At 66.4% G+C, this 22,150-nt stretch carries 13 protein-coding genes and 2 CRISPR repeat arrays (1 of these 15 cut by a window edge); of the genes, 6 read left to right on the top strand and 7 right to left on the bottom strand.

Annotated features, from left to right (window positions below):
- Nucleotides 1–462 precede the first annotated feature (462 nt).
- The 4 genes from NL1_RS10690 to NL1_RS10670 all read right to left on the bottom strand — a co-directional run bounded on the left by NL1_RS10690 (nt 463) and on the right by NL1_RS10670 (nt 5,249).
- Nucleotides 463–1,977 (bottom strand): cutinase family protein, encoded by a 1,515-nt coding sequence (locus tag NL1_RS10690; protein ID WP_084510468.1) that lies wholly within the window; start codon nt 1,975–1,977, stop codon nt 463–465.
- A 79-nt stretch (nt 1,978–2,056) separates the two neighbouring features.
- Complete coding sequence (locus NL1_RS10680; RefSeq protein ID WP_067837247.1) at nt 2,057–3,196, bottom strand: lipase family protein; 1,140 nt, start codon at nt 3,194–3,196, stop codon at nt 2,057–2,059.
- Nucleotides 3,196–4,446, bottom strand: a complete 1,251-nt coding sequence (locus NL1_RS10675) for a cutinase family protein (RefSeq protein ID WP_245673179.1) — start codon at nt 4,444–4,446, stop codon at nt 3,196–3,198. Before NL1_RS10675 ends, NL1_RS10680 begins: the two co-directional genes overlap by 1 nt.
- Nucleotides 4,443–5,249, bottom strand: a complete 807-nt coding sequence (locus NL1_RS10670) for a hypothetical protein (protein ID WP_067837244.1) — start codon at nt 5,247–5,249, stop codon at nt 4,443–4,445. Before NL1_RS10670 ends, NL1_RS10675 begins: the two co-directional genes overlap by 4 nt.
- 761 nt (nt 5,250–6,010) lie before the next feature.
- On the opposite strand from NL1_RS10670, the gene NL1_RS10665 reads away from it, so the two are divergent.
- Together NL1_RS10665 and NL1_RS10660 are read left to right on the top strand one after the other, a co-directional pair.
- On the top strand, nt 6,011–6,859 hold the full coding sequence (locus tag NL1_RS10665) for a helix-turn-helix domain-containing protein (protein WP_067837242.1): 849 nt from the start codon (nt 6,011–6,013) through the stop codon (nt 6,857–6,859).
- Between the two features lie 367 nt (nt 6,860–7,226).
- The gene (locus NL1_RS10660) at nt 7,227–9,398 is read left to right on the top strand and encodes a DNA recombination protein RmuC (protein WP_156094789.1); all 2,172 of its coding nucleotides are present in this window, start codon (nt 7,227–7,229) and stop codon (nt 9,396–9,398) included.
- A 289-nt stretch (nt 9,399–9,687) separates the two neighbouring features.
- On the opposite strand, the gene NL1_RS10655 is transcribed toward NL1_RS10660, so the two are convergent.
- Complete coding sequence (locus NL1_RS10655; RefSeq protein WP_067837237.1) at nt 9,688–10,074, bottom strand: hypothetical protein; 387 nt, start codon at nt 10,072–10,074, stop codon at nt 9,688–9,690.
- 1,211 nt (nt 10,075–11,285) lie between these two features.
- On the opposite strand from NL1_RS10655, the gene NL1_RS10650 reads away from it, so the two are divergent.
- Entirely contained in the window at nt 11,286–12,014 is a 729-nt protein-coding gene (locus tag NL1_RS10650; protein ID WP_218024387.1) for a tyrosine-type recombinase/integrase, read from the top strand.
- A gap of 960 nt (nt 12,015–12,974) precedes the next feature.
- Nucleotides 12,975–13,525: a CRISPR direct-repeat array (repeat unit 37 nt; unit sequence GTTGAGATTCTCGCCGGACCCGGAGGTCCGGCGCTGC).
- A gap of 674 nt (nt 13,526–14,199) precedes the next feature.
- On the opposite strand, the gene NL1_RS10645 is transcribed toward NL1_RS10650, so the two are convergent.
- The gene (locus NL1_RS10645) at nt 14,200–15,705 is read right to left on the bottom strand and encodes a peptide deformylase (protein ID WP_218024386.1); all 1,506 of its coding nucleotides are present in this window, start codon (nt 15,703–15,705) and stop codon (nt 14,200–14,202) included.
- Nucleotides 15,706–15,847: 142 nt separating this feature from the next.
- Here NL1_RS10645 and NL1_RS10635 point away from each other — a divergent pair, with 142 nt between their 5' ends.
- Genes NL1_RS10635 through NL1_RS10625 form a run of 3 tightly spaced genes read left to right on the top strand, consistent with a single transcriptional unit; the run spans nt 15,848 to nt 19,950 of the window.
- The gene (locus tag NL1_RS10635; protein ID WP_084510467.1) at nt 15,848–16,807 is read left to right on the top strand and encodes a TauD/TfdA family dioxygenase; all 960 of its coding nucleotides are present in this window, start codon (nt 15,848–15,850) and stop codon (nt 16,805–16,807) included.
- 60 nt (nt 16,808–16,867) lie between these two features.
- Nucleotides 16,868–18,997, top strand: coding sequence for an amino acid--tRNA ligase-related protein (locus NL1_RS10630; RefSeq protein WP_156094788.1), 2,130 nt, complete (start codon nt 16,868–16,870; stop codon nt 18,995–18,997).
- On the top strand, nt 18,994–19,950 hold the full coding sequence (locus NL1_RS10625) for a phosphotransferase (protein ID WP_067837225.1): 957 nt from the start codon (nt 18,994–18,996) through the stop codon (nt 19,948–19,950). Before NL1_RS10630 ends, NL1_RS10625 begins: the two co-directional genes overlap by 4 nt.
- On the opposite strand, the gene NL1_RS10620 is transcribed toward NL1_RS10625, so the two are convergent.
- Complete coding sequence (locus NL1_RS10620; RefSeq protein WP_245673178.1) at nt 19,943–20,779, bottom strand: phosphotransferase; 837 nt, start codon at nt 20,777–20,779, stop codon at nt 19,943–19,945. The genes NL1_RS10625 and NL1_RS10620 overlap by 8 nt on opposite strands.
- A gap of 359 nt (nt 20,780–21,138) precedes the next feature.
- Nucleotides 21,139–22,150: a CRISPR direct-repeat array (repeat unit 37 nt; unit sequence GTTGAGATTCTCGCCGAGCCCGGAGGCTCGGCGCTGC); it runs 1,294 nt beyond the window's last position.

Genomic DNA, 22,150 nt, shown 5'->3' with positions numbered 1-22,150 from the left:
GGTGATCATTTGGGGCCCTTCGGGCGGGAGTGCCGGATCAGTGCTAGACGGGCCCCTAGCTGGCTGAGGCTCCCGCCCGAAGGGGATCAGGGCGCGCCCGGCGGCGTGGCCGTCGCCGCTGGCGCGCTACTGGTTGGAGTGGTTTCTGCGCTCCGCGTCGAAGCCGCAGCGCTCAGGCGCGTCGACGGAGCAGCTGATGAGCGTGTTTCACGCTGACGGGTGAAGTCTCCGGTCTCGGATGGCCCTGCATCCAAGCCCTCCAAAGTCGATGGATTGCAACCACGCTGAGCCGCGCTCGGCCGGGTACAGGTGCAGGGTTGTGTATTCGACATGGGGGATGTTCACCTCCTTGAATTGCGGCAGCGATGCCGGGAATGGCCCTTCGGGCGGATCTGCCCCGGAGAATCAGGCGGCAGGAAGGTTGAATTGGTCGTCTGATTCGGCCTTTCCGCCCGAAGGGGTCTAGGGCCCGCCGGGCGGCGTCGTTGCCGCCGTCGGCGCGGTGCTGGTCACGGTGGCTGTGGTCGGCGGAGTCATGGTCGTAGTGCTGGGGCGGGGCTTGGGCGCACCGGGAGCTGGCCGGGAGGTTGTGGCGGCGAGGTCGTCGGCCACCGCGGCGATCCAGTCGGCGGTCACGGCCAGGACCGAGCGACCATCCGGGGTGGAGGCGACCGTGCGGTAGGAGCCGTGGCGGCCGGTGGTGTCGCTGTATTGGGCCGAGGCAGCCACGGTGTAGAGCTGGCTCGGGTCGGTGATCGTGGAGGTGATCGCCTCGAAGGCGTCGTTGACCCAGCCCACCGCGGTCTGCGGCGGCACCAGCTCCACCACCGCTCCAGCCAGCTTTGCGCCCAGCGCCGCGACCGCCGCCCAGGGGTTGGCCAGCCCGACGGCCGCCAGCTCGGCGACGGTAGCGGGCGTGAACACCTTCTGTGCCACCGACACCACCGCGTTCAGCCCGATCGTGCCGATCTTGAACAGCGCCGCCAGCGCTTCGTGGCCAGCAGGTGCGGTCGCGTTCGGTTGGGAGGCTTCGGCCAGGCGCTGGCCAAGGGGTTTTGCCGGGTCGTAGGAGAGCTGGTCCAGGCTCGTGCCGGTGAGATCTTCGTTGACCACATCCACCGCGGTCGAGTAAATCGTCGTCGACATCGCTTCAGCGACAGTGGAAATCGCCGTGATCGGGTCGCGCAGGTCCGATCGCGCGGCGATGTTGGCCACCGTGGTCGTCAGCGCTGCGCCGACCGGAGCATCGCAGGTGGCATCGCCGGGCACACACAGATCCGCGACCCGACCGGTCAACACCCCGTACCCGACCGAGTGCCGGGCTGCGCTGATTCCCGCCCCCGCCAGGGGCGGGTTGGTCAGGGTGATCGCCGAGACCTTCTCCCCGCCCGTGCCGGGGGCCGGAGCTGGTGTTGTGGCCGGCAGGCCAGGCAGCACCGATGTGCCTGCTGTCCGTGTCGGGTTGGCCAGCAACGCCACTGCCGCGACCTGTTGCGCGTCGACCTCGGCGGTGCCGGTTCCGACGCGGTGGGCGAACTGTGAGACCGCCGGGGCACCATGGGCGTAGCCGACTGCGGCGATCTTGGTGTCCGGGCAGCGGGTCACGACCTCGGCCGCCATCTGCTCGAGCCGCTCGGCCGCCGCAGCCACGGCGTGGTCGTAAGGCAGCTGTTGTCCGTCGGCACTGCGGCCATAGGGGACGTAGGCGCGCTGCACGACCTCTCCGGCCGTGGCGATCAGCGGTCCGAACACCTGCCCCAGCGCACCCGAGTCACTGGTGCTCACCCCGGCCGCCGAGGATTCCTCGCTGCCCTGGACACCGAAGACATACAGGCTCGGACAGTTCGCGGCGATCGGTACGTCGGTGTCCGCGCTGGCGCTCGTTTGCTGCGCCGTCGCGATCGCGGCCACCGTCGCCGTCACCGCCAGAGCACGGCTCATCACCGCCGTGGGAGTGTGAAAGTAGTTGCGCTGCATGGTGGTACCTCGGCGTTGGTGGTGGCTGGTGTGCCTGCCCGCACCCGCGGCGAGGGGTCCTGGGGTGCGGGCAGGCGATTCAGGTGGACTGGGGAGCCGAGCGCGCGGTAGGGCGGCGCATTAGGTAGCTGGCCAGCCGGTTGATGGCTTCTCCGGCGCCAGCTTGGGCGGCACCGCGGTGGCCACAGGGGTATTCACGCCAGTTCAAATCAACGCCGAGGGCGCGGTATTCGGCGAACAGCTGCCTCCCTGTCCCGACCGGGATGAGGGTGTCTTCGGTTCCGTGGTAAAGATGCACTGGCACCTCCGGGGTTTCCCGTGCACCGGTTTCGTTGGCCAGCACATAGCGCCAGATCGGGTCGTTCCAGGGATCCGGGCGTTCGCACCAGCGGGCCAGCGGCAGGTCACGGTAAGTACCCAGCAGCATGAGGACATCAAGGCCGGCCGCCGCGGCCACGGTTTGCTGACCGTCGTCGGTGAGGATGTGCCCGACCGGCAAATGCGCGTACGCGCGGCCCAGTCCGGTAAGACCGGCCAGCGCCAGCCCTGCCCATGCTCCGCCGTCGATCCTGTCGACGAGGGCGCCGGGATCAGCGACCACCGCACCGGCGGCGACACCGCGCAGGTCCAGTTCGGGCGCGTACTGGGGCTGGTGTTCGGCGGCCCAGACCGCGCCGCGCCCGCCGTCTGCATATCCCCACGCCACGATCGGTGCATCAACTGCCTCGGCTTCAGGCAGCAGACGAGTCGCGCGGGCCAAGTCCAAGACTGCGTGGGCAGCGGCGCGCCCGGCAAGGAATTGGTGCGGGCCCAGCCCGGTCATTCCCAAGCCGAGCCCGTCGGGCACCGCGACGGTCCAGCCACGCGTCAGGGCGGCGCTGATGAAGACTGCTTCGGGTTCGACACCGGCGGTGAGCAGGTGGGATGGCGCGCATCGCCCGCCCAGACCGTGAAAGGTCGGGCAGTACACCAGAACCGGATTCGCACCGGCTTCTTTGGTGCTGGCTGGGGTGATCACGGTTCCCGAGGCGGGGATAGGAGCGGAGAATGAGGCGCGGCTGGCGTAGACGAGCTGCCAGGCGCGCCCAGCCGCATCGAGCCCGGTCAGGTCGATGCTTCGCTGGCGCAGTATGTCGCCGGGCTTGGGTTCGAAGCCAATCTGCGCGCCGGTGTAGAACTCGTCGATGCTGGGTTCCGGAGATGATGTCGGGTTGGTCATTATTGGCTTCCTGCGATGTCGTGAGCGAGGGCGACCATCCACGCCACGCCCGAATTCAGTTGCCCGGTCAGCGCGTAACCGTTGTGGCGGGCGACGGTGTCGGCGTAACGCAGCCAGATCGCCGGGTTGACCAGATCGGCGTTGTCGGCAACCAGCTGCCCCCACGCCGCACCCAGCTGTCCGGCAAGCTTCGGTAGCAACCCGATCGGGTTCGCCGCGACGGTGGCGGTGATCTCGTTCCACCGCGCCGCCGCCGCACCAACCTCTTCCGGGGAAGGTTCGGGGATTCGGGGATCGGCGGCGTCGATCAGCCGCCCGGCCAGCGGCAGCTGGGGGGCGTAGTCGACGTTGCCGCCGCCGACCTGAAAGTCATTGAGCACCACCGTCGTCCACGCATCACCGAGTGCGGCGTGGAACAAGCCATTGAGCGAGCCGAGCGCGGCGATCGGGTCGCGCAGGTCGGCTTGGGCGGCGATCTCAGCTCCCACGCGCAGCAGTGCGGCACGGTCCGGTGCCGAGCAGGCCAGGTCACCGTCGGTGCAGATGTCGGCTACCCGCCCGGTCAGCGTGCCGTAGCTGGTCGCACCGTCGGCGATACCGCCACCGGCGGCGGGTGGGTTGGTGATCTGCACCGCCGACACCGCGACCCCGCTGGTTCCCGGTGCGGGGTCGGGCACCATCTGGCCGGGGCGGCCCGGGAAGATCGGGGCCCCGATCGCGCGGTCGGCGTGCGCGTACAACGCAATCCCAGCGATGCGGTCGGGTTCGACCGGTCCGGCTCCGGCGCCGACGTCGGCGGCGAAGGACGACATCGCTTGTGCACCTTGGGAATAGCCGATGCCAGCGATCATGGTGGCGGGGCATTGCTCGGCGATCTGGATGACGGCGGCATCCAGCTGGGCGCGGGCATCGCTCACCGATGCCACGTACGGGTCAGGCCCGCCGCCGGGGACCGCCCCACCGAATCCGGCGCCGTAGGGGATGTAGCTACGCTGCACCAACCCCGGTGCCGCCGACAGCACCGGCGCGATCAGAGCACCGACCACACCGGTGTCAGCCAGCGGATCCGCGGTGGGCGAGGACTGGCCGGTGCCTTGAATGCCAAGCACATACAGTGCCGGGCAGCCCGGCCCGATGGGCACCGCCGAAGCAGGGCCGGTGCCGGTCGTAGCCGCAGCCAAGCCGACGGTGGCCATCACCGAAGCGGCAGCCGCAGCAGCGCGTGCACGGGTGTTGGTCGAGGTGTTCATGGCTGACCGACCCCCACTCCGGCACCGAAACCCGCCCCGACGGTGCCACCGGCGACCGCACCGACGGCCGCGGCCGGGACACCGACCACCACGGCACCCGCCGCGGCACCGGCGGCGGCACCGAGCGCGGTCCCGGCAACCCCCGACGTGACGGTGCCGATCACCGGTACCGGGACGAGGGTGCCGAGCGCGGCTCCGGCGATACCGCCGATGGTGCCGCCGATCAAGCCGCCGACGACCGCGCCGGCGGTGCCGACGGGTACCCCGGCCAGCGTCGCGCCTGCCGCACCACCGATCCCGGCACCAGCCAGAGTGGCGCCACTGACCCGGTCCGAGCGCCCGGCCGGGATACCGATCGAGTCCAGTGCGGTCGCGACCTGCGCCTCGGCACCCGCAGCGGCGTCGTTGATCACGTCCGCGCATTGCGGTGGCACCCATTCCGGGCGCGGGGTCTGCCACTGGCCGATGCGGATCGTGTTCTCCGGCGCTTCGATCGGCGCGACCGGCGCCACCGGCTCGGGCAGATGCAGCTCCTCGACCCGGATCGGCTCGACCGGCGCCTCCGGCGGCGGCGCCGGGCGCGAGGGGGCTTCGTTGCGGACCTGCGGCGGCTGGGAGTAGTACACGACCGGCGGCGGTGATGGTTGCGGCGCGGGCTCCGGGTCGGGTATCGGAGGTGCGGGTGGCACCGGGGGCGGGGTCGTGCCCGGCTGCGCGGGCCCGGTCACCCCGGGCTGGTCTGCGATGACCGCCGGGTTGTCCGCGGCGCTCGCCGCACCGGCGGCGGCGATCACCATGGCCATGGGAACCGCCCCGGCAAGTAGCACGCGGCTGCTGCAAACCACGCTACGGCTCAACATGATTCGCCGACCGAGACCACCGTCGAACCTGTTGACCATTCCCGGGGAAATGGTCTGCGAGGTGCTCAATTTCCTGTATTTGGGCATGCCGAATAACCCTTCGACGCTAAAAGGAGAAGATGGTGAACTAAGTCACGAGAGGGGTGGCCGCTTCGTCGGCCTAGGGTCCCCCAGAGGTGAGATCACCTCTGGGAGAGCGCATCTCAGGCGTACTGGTCAGATGAATGGCAGGACGAGCGTCAGTGCCTGCGCTGCCAAGGTCAGGCCGTTGGACAACACCGATAAACCGGCGTTCACCCAACCTAGAATCACGTACGGGTCCAAGACTGTTTCCCTTCAATCGGTTCGGACTTGCCCTTCTATCCAAACCTTGAAACCCGTTGAAGCGCTAGGGGTTCGACTGTCCGAAATATCGGACATTTTTCGCCGGGTACGCAACCACCCGTGGCACGCAGGGTATTTGCGGATCGTTCGATTACTTGACCGCCCTGGGCGAAACCTTCTGGCGCCGCATGCCGAACGAGTGGGATCGCAGGTCCGAGTATGTCTGGGTCAGCTACCGCCGTGTAGGCCCTTGGTTGGCAACTCCCTTGCCGGGCGCTATCCCATCTGGTAGGAACGAACCATCACCTCGGGGGTAACCGTTCATCGTATATCGACCAGCCCTGCAACGGAAGCAAAATCGCGAAGGGGGGAAGCCTGGCATGAGCCAGAATCCCGCACACCGATCACCGATCAGAAGACCTCAGCCACAGGCCAGAATCCCCACACTCGGCCACACCTGCCGACTCCTGCGCCGTGAGCGGAAGCTCACTTTCGCCAAGGCCTACGATCTCCACAACCTCTCCCGGTCCTACCTCTCCGATATCGAGAAGGACCTCCGCCCGCCCTCGCTGGAAGCTCTCGAGAGGATGATCGACGGTTACGATGTCGACCCCTTGATGGCGCGACACCTCCGTGAATTGCGCGCTCCCGCCGAAGCTCTCCCTCCGACCGACTACCTGCGCCAGTGCGTACGCGAGAGCACAGCCGCGATCGATCATCTGCGCGACCTCGACAACCACGGGGTCCCCGCCGCCTACCTCGACCCCCTGTGGAACATGCTGGCCTGCAACGACTCCTTCCGAGCCGCAACGCCAGGACTCGGCGAAACCGAGCTGATCCCGGCGTGGGTGTTCGAGCCGCCAGCCCGAGACTTCTTCCTCGACTGGCCCAGCGAAGCCCGCCAGGGCGTCGCCTCCCACAAGACCATCCTCGGCCGCTACCGCGACTCCGAGCAAGCCCAGCACTTCATGCAGATTCTGGGACAGAATCCTGAGTTCGTCCGCTTCTGGACCGCCAGCATTCGCGTCGCCTACGGCCGCAACGCCGGCGATCTACTGCATCTACTCGACCCGACAACCGACGAACCCGTGTCCTACAGCCTCAGCATCTCCAACGTCACTCAATCCGAGCATGTGCTACTCGTCACCGCGATTCGCAAGCCCTACTCCGGGCCTCCGCTGCGCCACCGCCCATCCATCTCGCGACACGCTAGCGCGACACACCGATAGCCCTCCGTTCCGCCATGAGCGCTACACCCGGTCCGAGACAGCCCGCGCCAACCCACCGTAGCCATCGAAGCCGGAGCGCAACAGCCAGTAGCAAATTAGTGGCACATCGCAGCAGGGCAACGCCGACGCCCGATCACTGACGACAGGCCTCTTCCTCAATCACCCTCACTCTGATTTGCCTGGCCAGCGATACAAAAATGCAAGCAATTAGACGGAAAGGCAACCATGGCAGGTCTTGAAAAGGTACGTGCGACATGAACATTGCGCCCAACGGAACTCGATTGACCGCTGGTCCGCACCACCCCTCACCCCTCGACAGGCATACCGCGGGGCTCGGCCCCGACCGGCAACGGGCGGTTCCCCCACCGTGGACGCCAACGTGCCACCGGAGCGCGCCGTGGACGACAACCCCGAGCTGCGCGGACACCAGTGGGCCGAATCAGCACCGTCCCCACCGCATGAGCCGACCTACCCGGTGTCAGTGGGCGCCCGCGCACTGCGCAAGTCACGCCGCTGGTACGAGCAGCAACTCAGGTCAGGACGTCTCCCCGGACACAAAGCAGGCAGAAGAAGCTGGGCTGGCGATCACCGGACGAGCTCGAAGCCAGCTACCATCAACAGGTTCCAGCCGGAACCAGATAATCCGCTCTCCGGATTAGCGGGGAACCTCACCCTGCGTTGCGACTGCGATAGACAGCATCGCCAATATCGCCAACCACGCGATCGCGCGTCGGAATATCCAGAAGTAGGGCAGCCAACGCACGCTGGGGCGGCCCTTGCCCTGAATTCTCAGCATTCTCCACATGCCAGCGACACCCGCAAGGGTGTGGCAGTTGGGTGCCGACCTCCGTCGAGCCCGGATCCAGGGCTGCGCAAGGCATCACGACAACACACGGGCGACAATGAATTTCCACTTGCTCGACGAGAAAACGCATCTGTTTTCGCTGGACAACGTTGCTCCTGCTTGTCGGTGGGTCGTGGTAGATGTTCGTGCGCGGCTCGGCGGGTTGCTGGCCGGTCGCGGTTCCACTTCCCCGGTCCGCAAGGGGTCGGGGTCGCATCTGACGTTCAGGAAGGTTTCGACTTGATCGGCATTGGTGTGTTCGTGGTGATGGTGATCGTGGTGGCCGGCCTCGCCGGTGGTGTGGGGTTCATGGTCGGGCGTGGCCGCGCAGCGGTCGCCGAGGAACAGGCGCGGCACGAAAAGAAGGTCGCCGAGCAAATGCGGCAAGAACGTGACGCCGCAGATGAACATGCTCGGCGGGAACGAGACGCGGCCGCCGAGCAGGCGAAGGTGATGCAGCAGCAAGTTCGTGAGGGTGCCGAAGCGCGAGCCGCGCTGGAGGCGGAGCTCGCAGGAGAAAAGCGACGGTTCGACGAGCAGGTCGCCCTGCTGCGCACCGAGCAGGCCGAGGTGCACAGGGTCGTCGAGCAGATGGCATCGCAGGTGATGAAACAGACGATGCCAGAGGTGCTCCAGCGGGTCGCCGAGCAAGCCGACCAACGAGACAAGGCTGCCGCACGTGAGCTGGATCTGCGCCGGGTCGCGATCGATGACGTGGTCAAGCCGTTGACCACCAAGCTGGAGCAGGTCAACGGATTCATGCAGTCGGTGGAGAAGGACCGGGTGCACATGTTCGCCTCGCTCGGCGAGCAGGTGCAGATGATGCGGGCCACCAACGAAATGGTGTGCGCATCCAACGAGTTGGTGCGCAAGGAAACCAGCATGCTGGTCAACGCCCTGCGCCAGCCGATCACTCGCGGGCAATGGGGCGAGCGGCAACTGCGAACCGCCGTGGAAGCAGCCGGGATGCTCAACCAGGTCGATTTCCTCTCACAACCCAGCTTCACCACCGACGAGGAGGGTGTCCTTCGCCCTGACATGGTGGTCAAACTGGGTGCCGGAATGTCGATCGTGGTCGACGCCAAGTCGCCATTCAAAGCGTTCCTCGACGCTCAGGAGGCTCGCGACGACGCCGCGCGGCACCAGCTGCTGTCCGCGCACGCCAAGCACGTCCGCAAGCATGTCGATGACCTCAGACGCAAGGAGTATTGGGAGCAGGTGGAGGGCTCCCCGCAGCTCGTGGTCATGTTCGTGCCCTCAGATGTGTTCTTGTTCGCCGCTCAGGAACAAGATCCGGCGCTGTGGGAGTACGCGTGCAGGCACAACGTCGTCCTGGCCACCCCGACCAGTCTGGTCATGCTCCTGCGCACCGTCGCCCAGCTCCGACAGCAGGAAGCGGCCAGGGAGAACATCGAGACGATGGTCAAGCTCTGCAAGGAGATGACCGATCGGCTGCGTGGCGCCGTCGAGCGCATCGCCAAACTCGGCAAGAACCTCGACTCCACGGTCTCGGCGTACAACGACGCGATCGGGTCGTTGGAACGGCGCGTGCTGGTCACAGCCCGCCGGGTCGACGAGATGCAGGTTTCCGAGAAGACGATCCCCGAACTCGCGCCCATCGACCGCGCCACGCGAGCCCTCGCAATACCTGGCGTTGCCGATGACAGCGTTCTTGTCCCCGATCCTGTGGGATAGCGCGCGCACCTTGCTCCAGTACCTCGGTCTCCTGACCACGTGTGGGAGACCGAGGCTTTCTGCATCGAGGGCGGACTCGATCCCCCGTTGTTGGCTCGAAACGATCTCCTCGTCCTGGTCGAGGGCCGCGAAGTGGGCGCGTCGACCCGACCTCGATGAGGTCCGCGATCGACGTGTGGTGGGGCTGGTTGCTCTGGCGGGTGATCTGAGTCGGCTGGTCCGAGTCGGGTATTGCGGAATCGGTCCTCTGCCGCCGGGGTTGAGACGGTGGCGCCAAAGCTAAGCAGTCTCATGGTCGAGCAGAACCATTCGGCTGGAGAGGACCGCACGGTGGTGTGGTCGCGAGGCCCGAGTCGGAGTGCCCAACACGGAAATGCCTTGTTCGTGAGCGAGTCCGCCGGCGAAAGGGCCCGCTTCCGTCGGCGGCGCGGGTTCGAGCGCTGAGCCAGTCGACCAACGACACGACTTCCGAGCCGGTATCGCGTTTGGTCCCGAGGACCTCGAGCGCCTGGTCGATACCGATCTTGTCGGCGAGGTCGGCCCACCATTGGGCATCGCTGTAGTTGTCGAAGGTCTCCGAGGACTGCTGACGTTGGCCGTCGATGTCGTAGTAGTGGAACGGAACCTGCCAGCTGACCGTGCCGCCCTTGCGCGGTCGTGGACGTGGTGTGGGCATTGTGTAGCCTCCCGGGTCGGCGACGTGTCGACGTGTCGCCTGAGAAGCGCCAAGTGGTGACCGCCGTGGTGACGCGGACCTGCAACAGGACTAATGGCCCCGGTCGTTGACCAGGCCATTTCCGAGTGGAGCTAAGGGGACTCGAACCCCCAACGGGAGGTCGAACATCAGCGGGTAGTGGCGCCAACGCAGAAGTTCAGGTTTCATGGATTGGGGTGATCAGGCTAGACGGGCAGAAAGTGAACGTCCCGTGCCTTCGATCCCTCCAGCCCAGCCACAGCCCGACCCGCACGCGTCCACGCACAACCACAGGCCGCCGAGATCTCGTCCTAAGAGCAAGAAATACGACGACCTTCCCACGGCGTCCACCACGACCCAACCACGGCCTGGCCCGCAGGTGCCGGATCACTTTGCGGTGCAAGACATCCAGTGCGAATCCGACCGTGACAGTGAGCCGGTCCTCCAGTTCGACGGTTTGTTCCATACCCGAAAGCGACACGCCAAGACGGCCGGCACAGTCCCATTTCAGTTTCCTACAGAGCTACCAGCGACACCCATAGATGAGTTAGTCCATACCACCACGACTTTGGACAGTCGTGGGCGTCTCGGCAACAATCACTCTTCCGCCTGCTGTCGTGGACCTCGGCTGATCATCTGCAGATCACCATCGACGGACAGCTCCCGGTCATCCGGCGTTCTCAAACGGGTCGGTTCTTGATTCGCACGAATGGCCACCTCTATCTGCCTGCCGCGGTGCGACGCGACTGCAACCTCACAGCCGGCGAACGAGTCCTTCTTGCGGCAGCACCCGTCTCAGACGTCGTTGTGATATATCCGCAGCAGGCTGTCGCCGGAGCGCTGTGGGCCTACCGTCGTCACGTCTGGGAGCACAAGCCGTGACTACCGACGACGACATCAGCACCGCACTACACCTTTTATCACGTCTCGGGCTGACCGTCGCCGACCTGCAATCGAGTCCTCGAGTGCCAAATCCGATGCCGACCCTCCAGAGCTACATCCACACCGTCTCCGAAAGGGCCAACGACAGCACACTGCGAAACTACGGTCCATATTGGCGGTTCCTCGAAAAGTATTGGGGTGACAGGGTTTTAGATAGTCCGAGCACGAACGAGATCGAGGCAGTAATCGAGAAATATCGTCAGTAAGCGGCGGTTCGCGCCAACACACGGGACGGTCGAGGCGCGGCCCGCATGTTCGTATCCGCGATCCGGCATCTCTATCGACACGCCGAACGAGACGGCTTCATTCATCCGTCCAGCAACCCTGCCGCCGCCGTACGCAAGCCCGCGCAGTTAGCGAGTGCCCGCCATGCCCTCCCTCTCCAACAGATCAACGAACTGGCACGGGTCGCGTCGACCACTGGTGACGACCGCCAACTCGATGCGCTGCTGGTCCGGTTTCACATCGAGACGGCATGCCGCCGCGGTGGTGCGCTACGTCTGCGAGTGGCGGATCTGAACATCGAGCACTGCCTAGTCAGGCTCAGGGAGAAGGGAGGCACTCTTCGATGGCAACCGGTATCACCAACTCTGATGCGGCATCTCGTCCAGCACGTCCACGAGCGAGGCGGCACAACGAAAACCGATCGGGTATTCCGCTACCGCAACGGCCGCGCGATGGGGCGCCGACGCAACGACACGCTCACTCAACGTCTTCGCACCGAATTACGCTGGGCCGCTGCGCTTCAAGTCTCCGCACATTGGTTCCGACATACCACCCTGACCTTCGTGGAACGAGAGTTCGGCGTCGCCGTCGCGCGCGCCTACGCCGGACACACAGGACCCGCTCCCGGATCCGGGACCACACTCATCTACACCAAGGCCGGACTCCCTGAGGTCATCGAAGCCCTTACCGCGCTTACAGGCGAGCCCCATCCTCTGTTGGGAGCCAATGAACCGATCCCAGCGGAACCAACCTGACACCGAAGGCCGAAACGACAATTTCTCGAACCAGAAAGTCTGACCAAACAGGGCTCCGAAGGAGTCGAACCAAGCCTGTTCCCTACCAAACGATTTCTGCCGCTTCATCCTCTGGTGGATCACTCTGCTTGTGCTGCGAACACGATGTCCCGCTTCGCCGACCCTCTGTGAGTGTCGCTTTCAGATCGTTGAGATTCTCGCCGAGCCCGGAGACTCGGCGCTGCCGTCCCCGCCTTCGATGTGAGCGTAGTTTCCGAGCCTGTTGAGACTCTCGCCGAGCCCGGAGGCTCGGCGCTGCCCGGTGACCAGTTCCTGCAGCTGTTCATCATGCCGTTGAGATTCTCGCCGAGCCTGGAGGCTCGGCGCTGCGCGATGGCGGCCGCCGACGACGTCCTGGCTGTCCTGGTTGAGATTCTCGCCGAGCCCGGAGGCTCGGCGCTAGCATCTCGGTCATCAGCAGCCGGATCAGCTGGGCGTTGAGATTCTTGCCGAGCCGGAGGCTCGGCGCTGCACCTTTGCTGCGGACGCACGCACCGATCTACCTGTCGTTGAGATTCTCGCCGAGCCCCAAGGCTCGGCGCTGCCGAGGCGCTCGAGTGCCGGTGCCCATCCCTGTTGCCAGTTGAGATTCTCGCCGAGCCCCAAGGCTCGGCGCTGCTATAGCCGGGATCGCCGTCGACCTCGGTTTCGGTGGCGTTGAGATTCTCGCCGAGCCCGGAGGCTCGGCGCTGCCGCGCGGCCTGGGATCGGTTGCGCCCCTTGCGGTTTGTTGAGATTCTCGCCGAGCCCGGAGGCTCGGCGAGGTTCCAAACGAAGTCAACAGTCGAGACCTCCGTCAGCCGAGGAAGCGCCACCCTCGATGGTGCTGCGCGCCCATCACCATGAATACCGAGAATTCTCTCTGCGCCCGGAGATCTCGCGCTGCCTCGAAGACGCGATTGCCGACCCGACACTCCGGCCGGTTGAGACTCTCGCCGGACCCGAAGGCCCGACGCTGCCGCGACACACTCGACGCCATCGCGATCTGCGAAACCGTTGAGATTCTCGCCGGACCCGGAGATCCGGCGCTGCCGGCGGCGCGCGCTGCCCGGACGAGATCCGCAGGCTCGTTGAGATTCTCGCCGGACCCGCAGGTCCGGCGCTGCCGGTCAGCTGCCGTTCTAAGCGCGCTACCTGACGTTGTTGAGATTCTCGCCGGACCCGGAGGTCCGGCGCTGCGACACGTAGGCGACCGCGCGCGGCGCCCAGGCCACGTTGAGATTCTCGCCGGACCCGGAGGTCCGGCGCTGCGACGGAGGTCACGCATTGATCGCCTCGAAGGGTGAGGTTGAGATTCTCGCCGGACCCGGAGGTCCGGCGCTGCGGCCTCTACCTTGACGGGTACGGCCGAAAGAGACAGTTGAGATTCTCGCCGGACCCGGAGGTCCGGCGCTGCTGGCCGTCCGCGATATCCAATAACCCCCGAGGGATTTTCGTTGAGATTCTCGCCGGACCCGGAGGTCCGGCGCTGCCCTACATGAGCTGCAGTTATGCTCCGCGAGACAGTACACCGATACGTCAAAGACAACTCGCCGACGAGGTCTGCCCACGTCGCCAGCTCGGAACCCTCCTGGAACTTCAGCCGCACCCCAGGTTCCGAACCGAACACACAACCCGGAACAACCACCCCATCACCACCCTGCAACCGCGTACCTCAAGGCTCAGGCGACTCCCAAGTAGAGCGTCCACAGTCCAGACTGGGTCGCGATGCTCTCGGCCTCCCTCATCGAAGCCCATCGCCGCCGTAACGAACTCACTAGCGCCGAACGGGAGACCCTCGACGAGGAAATCGCTTGATCATCGATACGGTCGATCGTAAAAGCGCGGCGATGGTGAACGTCTCCGCCGCGGGTATCGGGATCGGGACGCTGGTATCGGCGATGGTCGCAGTGGCTGACCTATGCCGAGAACCCCGGCGATGAACGTGCCCGCACCGGACTGCTGGCCGCTCAGCGCGCCTACAGCGACCGAGTCGAACAGATGCTGCAGCTGTGGCAGGGGCTGCGGCAGTAGCCAGCCGAACGCCCGCTGCCGCACCAAGCTGAATGCCCAACGCGCGCAGCGTCGACCGCACACGTGCTTACGGCAGCTAAGCGCACACCCTCCTGTGCCCGAGGTTTGGTTCTCGCGATCGCGGCAGGGTGGTTCAGTAGGTCCAGTTCTTGCCCGTGGCTCGGTACTGCTCGACAGGTATGGGTTCGGCTCCGGGGCGCATGTGATCGAGGTAGAGCTTTCCATGCAGGTGGTCCACCTCGTGGGCGACCAGGCGCGCCACCCCTCGTTCGAACTCGGTGATGTGGGTGTTGCCGTCGATGTCGGTGTGTTCGACAGTGATCGACAAGGCGCGCGGCACACGTCCACGCAGGTCGAAGAACGACAAACATCCTTCGTACTGTTCGTCTTCGACCGCACCGGATTCCACGATGCGCGGGTTGAACAGGGTGATGGTGTCCCCGTCGGGGGTGCGCACGATCGCGGCGGCCCTGCCGATACCGATCTGAGGTGCCGCCACACCCATTCCCTTACCGAACACGTGGGCTTGGGCAACGCGTTCGGCGGCCGAATTCAGTTCGGCGACAACACGACGCGCGTCTTCGGCCTCGGTAGGCAGGTCGAACGGGCGCGCGACCTGCCGCAGGATCTCCTCGCCCTCCTGGACGATGCCCAGGCCTGCCATGACTTTGCTCGGCGGGGTGCGTTCGTCGTCGCTACGGCCGCGGAAGTCCCATTCGAGGCGGTACCGTGCGTGCAGCGGTGGGTTGTCGGTGGACCAGGAGTACTGGTGTCGGCCGTCGCTGATCTGGTGGGAAATCGGGGTGCGGAACGGCTGGCCTTCCGCGGTCATCGATGTCTGCAGTCCCCAGACCGTCGGTTCGAGTTCGGTCGGGAAGTCCAACCGCACGGACAAGCGGTTGGTGGGTAGACGGACTGCGCGTTGAAACCAGTTCCCCCAGTGGGTCTCCGAGACGGTGTACTCGTAGTCGATCCAGCAGGACTGGCCCGGGTACAACGGGAAGCGCCGCCCGCCTTCGGGTTCGCTGAACTGCAGCCAGACCTCTTTGAATGCGTCACGGTCGTGGTGGGCAGCCCAAGCCATCGGCTCGCTGCGATCCTCGCCGTACCAGGCGTGCAGTCCGATCTCCTCCCAGGTCAACGGGTTTTCCTGGTAGAGCTGGTTGGATCGTTCGGGATCGCCGGGGTAGCGGTCCACCGAGATCCTGATCAGGTAGCGGGTGATCGGCTCGGACCCGCCGTTGATCAAACGTCGCCTTTGCCTGAGCCGGTAGATGTGCCCGTCGAAGGACAGGCTCGCATCGTCGTGATCGACGACCAGCGACCTGATCGAGTCGTACGACTCGACAGCAACAGGTGCGCGCACCGCGGCCGAGCGGTGCGCGCTGAACTCCGCGTAGGCGGCGCGCAGTGCGCCGCCGGCTTGCAGCGTTGCATCGGCGTGGGCGGCGAACTGACGTGAGGGGTTCTCGGCGCCGGACTCGATCTTGGAAACGTACGGGCGGCTGTAGCCGAGCTTCGTGGCCAGCGCGGTCAGTGACAGGCTCCGGACATCGCGCCAGTGGCGCAGCTCGGCCGCGAAGACGTTGTTCTGCGCGGCCGCCGGGTCGTGGTGAAGCGGCATGTCGGCCTGGGTCACTGTCAAACGCTCCTGTCCGGGTGTGCGTGTGCGTGAGTACACCGTGAGTATGCGCTCACTCTGACGAAACACCCTGCATGCCTGAGGAAATGGATGTGTCTGGGCCCCTCGCCCGTCCGAGGATCGTTGTCAAGGAGGTCTGATGCGCGACCATCATCTTGCACCCGCCGAAATCATCGAACTCGCTTGCCCCGACGCTGCACGTATTCATCGTGCCGCATTGGTGCTGGTCGAGCGGGGCGGCGACCCGATAGACCACGCTGCAGAGCTGGTCACGATGCTTCCTGGAGCCGTGGTCGTGGCACTGCATCGCTACCGCAGTACCGGTTCAACGAACAACGCGATGCTCGTGCGCGGCCTGCTGCCCGCGTTGCCGACGCTGCCGCCGACTCCGGCGACGACGACCCCGCCGCCGGGTCCGGCTGTCATCGACGCGGCGGCGCTGACTTTGCTCGCAGTGACCAGTGTGCTCGGTGAAGCCTTCACCTTCGCCAACCTCTACGAAGGCCGCGTGGTGCAGCACATCGTCCCCGTGCGCGGCCGGGAGGCCGCCCAGACCAGCGAAGGCAGCGCAAACCTGGACTGGCACGTCGAAGACGCCTTCCACGACGCTCGCTGCGACTACTTCGGATTGCTGTGCCTGCGTGGTGATCTCGGCGCATCGACGATTCTTGCCCCCGCACGCAACCTGGCCCTCGATGACAGGGTCACGGTTGTGCTGCGCCAGCCGCGGTTCGTCGTTGTGCCGGATCTGGCACATGGGCTACCCACGCTCAGCGACATCGTCCCTATGCCGGTGCTCTCCGGCGACCCGTCCGACCCCGAGATCTGCTACGACGCGATCTATCAGAGACCCGCCGACCCCACCGACCGCGCCGCCGCCGACGCGCTGGCTGCTCTGGCGCTCGCGATCGACATGGCCGCGCTCGGTCACGAACTTCGCCCGGGTGAGCTTCTGTTGGCCGACAACCGTCGGGTGGTGCACGGGCGCACCCGATTCCAGCCTTGCTACGACGGCGCCGACCGGTGGCTGCTGCGGGTGATGACCTGCGCGTCCGTGCGCGCGCACCGCCGACGCCGAGCGCTGCGCACCATCTCCTGACCCGACACGCACTTCGAGAGAAAGACCCGAAACCTGATGTCGCTCAACACACTTGCCGCCGTGAAGTCCGCCGCCGACGCGACGCCGGCCGAGCTGCCCACGTGCTCGCACGATGAGTTCTCCCCACTGACCGAAGTGGTCATCGGCGTCGCCGCCGACGCGCGGATCCCCGATCCGATGGACCGGTCGGCGTGGCTGAACCTCTACCCGGACCTGTCACCCACCGAACTGGCCGCGGTTCGCGCCGGTGCGTTCCCCGCGCGCATGCTTTCCGAGACCACCGAAGACCTCGACACGCTTGCCCAACTGCTGTCCGGGCTCGGCGTCAGGGTGCACCGTCCGGCACCGATCGATCACGCCGCCGAGTTCGCCACCCCCCATTGGCGTTCGACCGGCTTCTACTCCTACTGCCCACGCGACCTGGCACTCATCGTCGGATCGACCATCCTCGCCACCCCGAGCCCCATGCGTGCCCGCGCGCACGAACTGAGCGGGCTGCGTGGGCTGTTCCAGGCCAAGATGCTGGCCGGATCCACGTGGCTGTCCGCGCCGGTCCCGCAGCTGGCCGATGAGCTGTATCCGCTCGATGCCGACGGGCGCCCGACACTCGGCGATACCGAGCCCGCTTTCGAGGCCGCCAACGTGCTGCGCGACGGACAGAATCTGTACTACTTGGTGTCTGGATCCGGCAACGAACTCGGCCTGCGCTGGCTGCAGACCACCCTGGACGCTCTCGGCGGCGGGCACCGCGTGCATCCGATCCATGGTGTGTACGCAGGAACCCATCTCGACTCCACAATCAGCCTGATCCGTGAGGACCTGGTGCTGGTCAACCCCGCCCGCATCACCGATCTCGACCAGCTGCCTTTCCCTCTGCGCGACCGTGAACTCCTGTGGTGCCCACCAATGGCGCCGACGGCCGTGACCGCACCACACCCGCTGTCATCGGAGTGGATCGGCATGAACCTGCTCATGGTGCGCCCCGACCTCGCCATCGTCGACGCCAGCCAGCGCAATCTCATCGGTGCGCTGGAGCGTCGCGGCGTCGGGGTCATCCCGCACACCCTGCGCCACTCCCGTGCTCTCGGCGGCGGAATCCACTGCGTCACACTCGATCTGCGCCGCACCGCGTCGCCACCGGCAGCCAGCGGTGATTCAGGCACCGCCGGCATCGAGGTGCCCGGGCAATCGCTGGCCGAGAGGTTCGTGCGGCTGCGTGTAGATCCTGCTGCGCGTAGCGGCCTCGAGGCGCGCTCACGCGTGGTGCAGGCATTACGGTCGACGCTCCACGACTGCGGCCACGTCGAGGTCGATACCCCACTGCTGCAACGCGCCAGGCCCGCTCCCGGCAGGTCGTTCCGCACGCTCACCGACGCGGTCGGCCCGCACCTGTACCTGCGGTCCTCCCCACTGCACCTACGCGCCGCAGTGACCGTGTGGCCCCGCGTGTTCGAGATCGGCCGCAGCTTCCGCGACGAGCCCGCCGACGCCACCCACGCCCCGGAATACAGCTTGGTCGAGCTCTATCAGGTCGAAGCGGACTACCACAGCCTGCGCGCACTGGCCCACGAACTCATCACCACCGCAGCCCGCGCCGCCCTGGGCACCACCGTCATCCGCATCTCGGACGGGACCGAGGTCGACCTGGCTGCCGAATGGACTGTGCGCCCGTTCTACACCGCACTCACCGCCGCAGTCGGCCAGTCGATAACCACCGATACCCCAGCCTGCGTGCTGCGAGATGTCGCCCACCGATGCGCGGTGCCGGTGCGGACCGGCGCCGATGCCGACGAGATCGCTCTCGAGCTCTACGACCGGCTGGTCGAACCGACGGTGGTCACGCCCACCCTGCACGTCGACTTCCCGGCCGGGCACTCCCCGTTGGCCCACACTCACCCGCGCAACCCGAGGCTGGCTCAGAAGTGGGATCTGGTCATCGGTGGCCGCGAGATCGCCACCGCCTACACCGAACTCGACGACGCCGTCGAGCTGCGCCGCAGACTCGCGCCGGACGGCGACCGGATCCTGCCCAGCGAGGCCGCCACGCTCGACGACGACTGGCTAGAGGTGTTCGGCAGCGGGATGCCCCCGGCGGGTGGGCTGTGCATTGGCCTCGAACGGCTGCTGCTCACCTTGACCGGCAGCGCCGACCTCGCAGCGATCATCCCGTTTCCCCTGCCGCGCACATGACCAGCCCGACCACCCGCATCACCGCTGACCTGCCCGGTCTGCTGGCCGAAATCGCCCATGCCTACCAACTCGGTGACCTCACCGACTGGCGCGTGCTCAGCACCGGCTATGAGGACTGCAATATCGCCGCCGAGACCAGCGCGTCCGGGGCGGTGGTGATCAAGGTGTTCGGCCCCACCCGACCTCCCGGCATCGCCGCCCGCACTGCGACGCTGATCACCGCCGCCCGCCGGGCTGGAGTTCGACACCCGCGCCTACACCACACCAGAACTGGCGTCCATGAATTCCACCTTCCTGGCCACCAGATACTCGTCATGGACATGGTCGTCGGCACCACGCTCTACGACCACAGTCGTGCACCGTCAGACGCCGAACTGTTCGCCGTGCTCGCCGACGCAGCCCGCATCCATTCCCTCGCCCTGCACCCGAGCCCTGTGGCCGACCCCTGGGCGGTCACGAACCTGAACCGCCTCGCGGCCGAATTATCCGATGTCCTCGACGACGAACAGCGCCACCACGTCACCGCCGCCGTCGACCAGCTCGCTGCGATCGACATGGCCGGGCTACCGCACGCACTCATCCATGGCGACCTCACCAAAGGCAACATCCTCATCGAACCCGACGGACAGGTGACCCTGCTCGACTTCGCCGTCGCCATCCGCGCGCCCCGGATCCAGGAACTCGCGATGGTGGCCGCCAACCTCACCCACGGCGACACCGACCCGCTCCCCCAGCGCGCCGACCGGATCGCCGAGCTCTACTCTCGGACCGCCGTTGCTCCGCTCGATGACCGTGAACGGACGGCGCTGACCGTGTTCACCCGGGCCGCCGCGGCAATGGAGATGCTCGGCGCCCTCGCCGAATGGCACCACCACGACAACCGCAACACCGAGACAGCCTTTCTAATTCGACTGGGGCTGAGTGGGTTACGTGATTTCGGAACGATCAGCTGAGCCTCGCCCGCAGCCACGACAGTGCCGCAGAAGCCTTCGCTGCCTGGTGCGCACGTAGGGTCGGAATGTTGTCCGGCGGCGGCAGCAGCGACTGCAGCGTGAAGTCACCCGCCAGCGCCGCCAGGACCGCATTCACCGCGTCCGGGTCGGCCGCCCGGCCCGGTGCGTATCCAAGCCAGAGGGCTTCGAGGTCTGTCGGGCCACCGTCGGCGGGCACCGACGGCAGAAACAACAACCCGTCGACCCACGCCGCGCCGAGCACCGCGTAGGGCCAGTCCACCACGACCACTTGGCCGTTGGTCGTCAGCAACATGTTGTCGCCACGCAGGTCCGCATGCAGCAACGTCTCGCCGCAGGCTGCGTTGGCCCAGTCTGTTTCGAGATCGACCAACCGAGCCAGATGGGTACGCGCCCAGGGATTTACCCGCGCGGCAAGGTCCGCGGCGGCCGCGATTCTCGCCCACGAACGGAAATTCTCGTCCAGATCATCAGCGATCGGCATCGCGGTGGTCGGTGCCGGGGTCAACGTCGCAGCCATCAGTTCGAGCGCGGTCATCGCGCAGGTGAGGTCTCGGGGCTGCCACGGTGTGCCGGGCATACGGCCGTCGACATCATCGAGGGCCAGCATCACCCAGTCGCCGTCGTCGTAGGACCACTGCAAACGCGGCGCAGGCGCCGCGGCAGGCAGAGCCGCCATCACCTCGATCTCCCGCCGATACAATCCCGGCGCCCGAGAATTCCGACTCCCACTGATCGCCTTCACGAACAGCCGCCGCCCATCCTGCAACTCCAGCCGAGACGCCACACCAGGTGAATACCCACCGGCCATGGACATCTCCGACGCAACGTCAGTACCCCACTGGCCCAATGCCGCTGCTCGCACGCGATCAGGCAGGTCGCGCCACCGAAGTCGATGTGGCGCAGGCCGATCCCCGGCAGGGGCGGCGGCTGGGTGGGCCGCACTGTGCGCCGTCATCGGCTAGTCCCTCCTGATATGGGCGAGGAGTCGTGAGTGCCATTCTCCCACCCGACACAGCGGATCATCGCCTGCGCCAACGCCGAGTTACCGGTTGCGTACACAGATCAGAGGAACCTTCCTGCCGTACAGCCGACACCCTGACTTCGATCCGACCCCTGGCATCACCCGGGGAACGGCCGATCCGCCCGCAGCTTCTCGACGAACTTGGAGTTGAGATTCTCGCCGAGCCCGGAGGCTCGGCGCTGCGTCCAGGTGCGGCAAGTCATCTCCGCGCTAGAGAAGGTTGAGATTCTCGCCGAGCCCGGAGGCTCGGCGCTGCGTGGACACGACATGGGTTAAGCCCGGCCAGCTCGCGTTGAGATTCTCGCCGAGCCCGGAGGCTCGGCGCTGCCACACTCGGCAGCTTCGGCACCGCCCAGACCAACCTGTTGAGATTCTCGCCGAGCCCGGAGGCTCGGCGCTGCGACCCCACCTGGAATCCGATCACGTTCCGCGACGTGTTGAGATTCTCGCCGAGCCCGGAGGCTCGGCGCTGCACGCGGCCAAGTACATAGTCCGCGCTGGTGAGAAGTTGAGATTCTCGCCGAGCCCGGAGGCTCGGCGCTGCTCTCACGCACCCGCCCCACCCCGCGGGGACCATAGTTGAGATTCTCGCCGAGCCCGGAGGCTCGGCGCTGCTCGAGCGGATGCGCCAGGGCGACGGGGTGGAAATGTTGAGATTCTCGCCGAGCCCGGAGGCTCGGCGCTGCCCTTTACCGGCCAGCTCTAGAAGATCGCCGAAGCGGTTGAGATTCTCGCCGAGCCCGGAGGCTCGGCGCTGCCGCTGCCAGTTCGGTGACGGGGTGGGCACATACAAGTTGAGATTCTCGCCGAGCCCGGAGGCTCGGCGCTGCCCGCACCCCTGCCGGTCGAGGTCGTCGCACCGGTGACCGTTGAGATTCTCGCCGAGCCCGGAGGCTCGGCGCTGCCCGCACTTGAGTGCTGACGCCGAACGTATTGGTCAACTGTTGAGATTCTCGCCGAGCCCGGAGGCTCGGCGCTGCTTGCTCGCGAGTCGGTTGGTACTTGTCCCATCCGATGTTGAGATTCTCGCCGAGCCCGGAGGCTCGGCGCTGTCAGCTGCGCGCCCAGCTCGACGCCGTGCGCGCCGAGGCGTTGAGATTCTCGCCGAGCCCGGAGGCTCGGCGCTGCTGCCGCGAGCAGATCTCGTCCTGCACCTCC

Origin of the sequence: Nocardia lijiangensis NBRC 108240 (genome assembly GCF_001613045.1) — a bacterium.
Taxonomy (GTDB): domain Bacteria; phylum Actinomycetota; class Actinomycetes; order Mycobacteriales; family Mycobacteriaceae; genus Nocardia; species Nocardia lijiangensis.
Note: the sequence above shows the minus strand (reverse complement) of the source record. Positions and strands in the feature narration are given on the sequence as shown.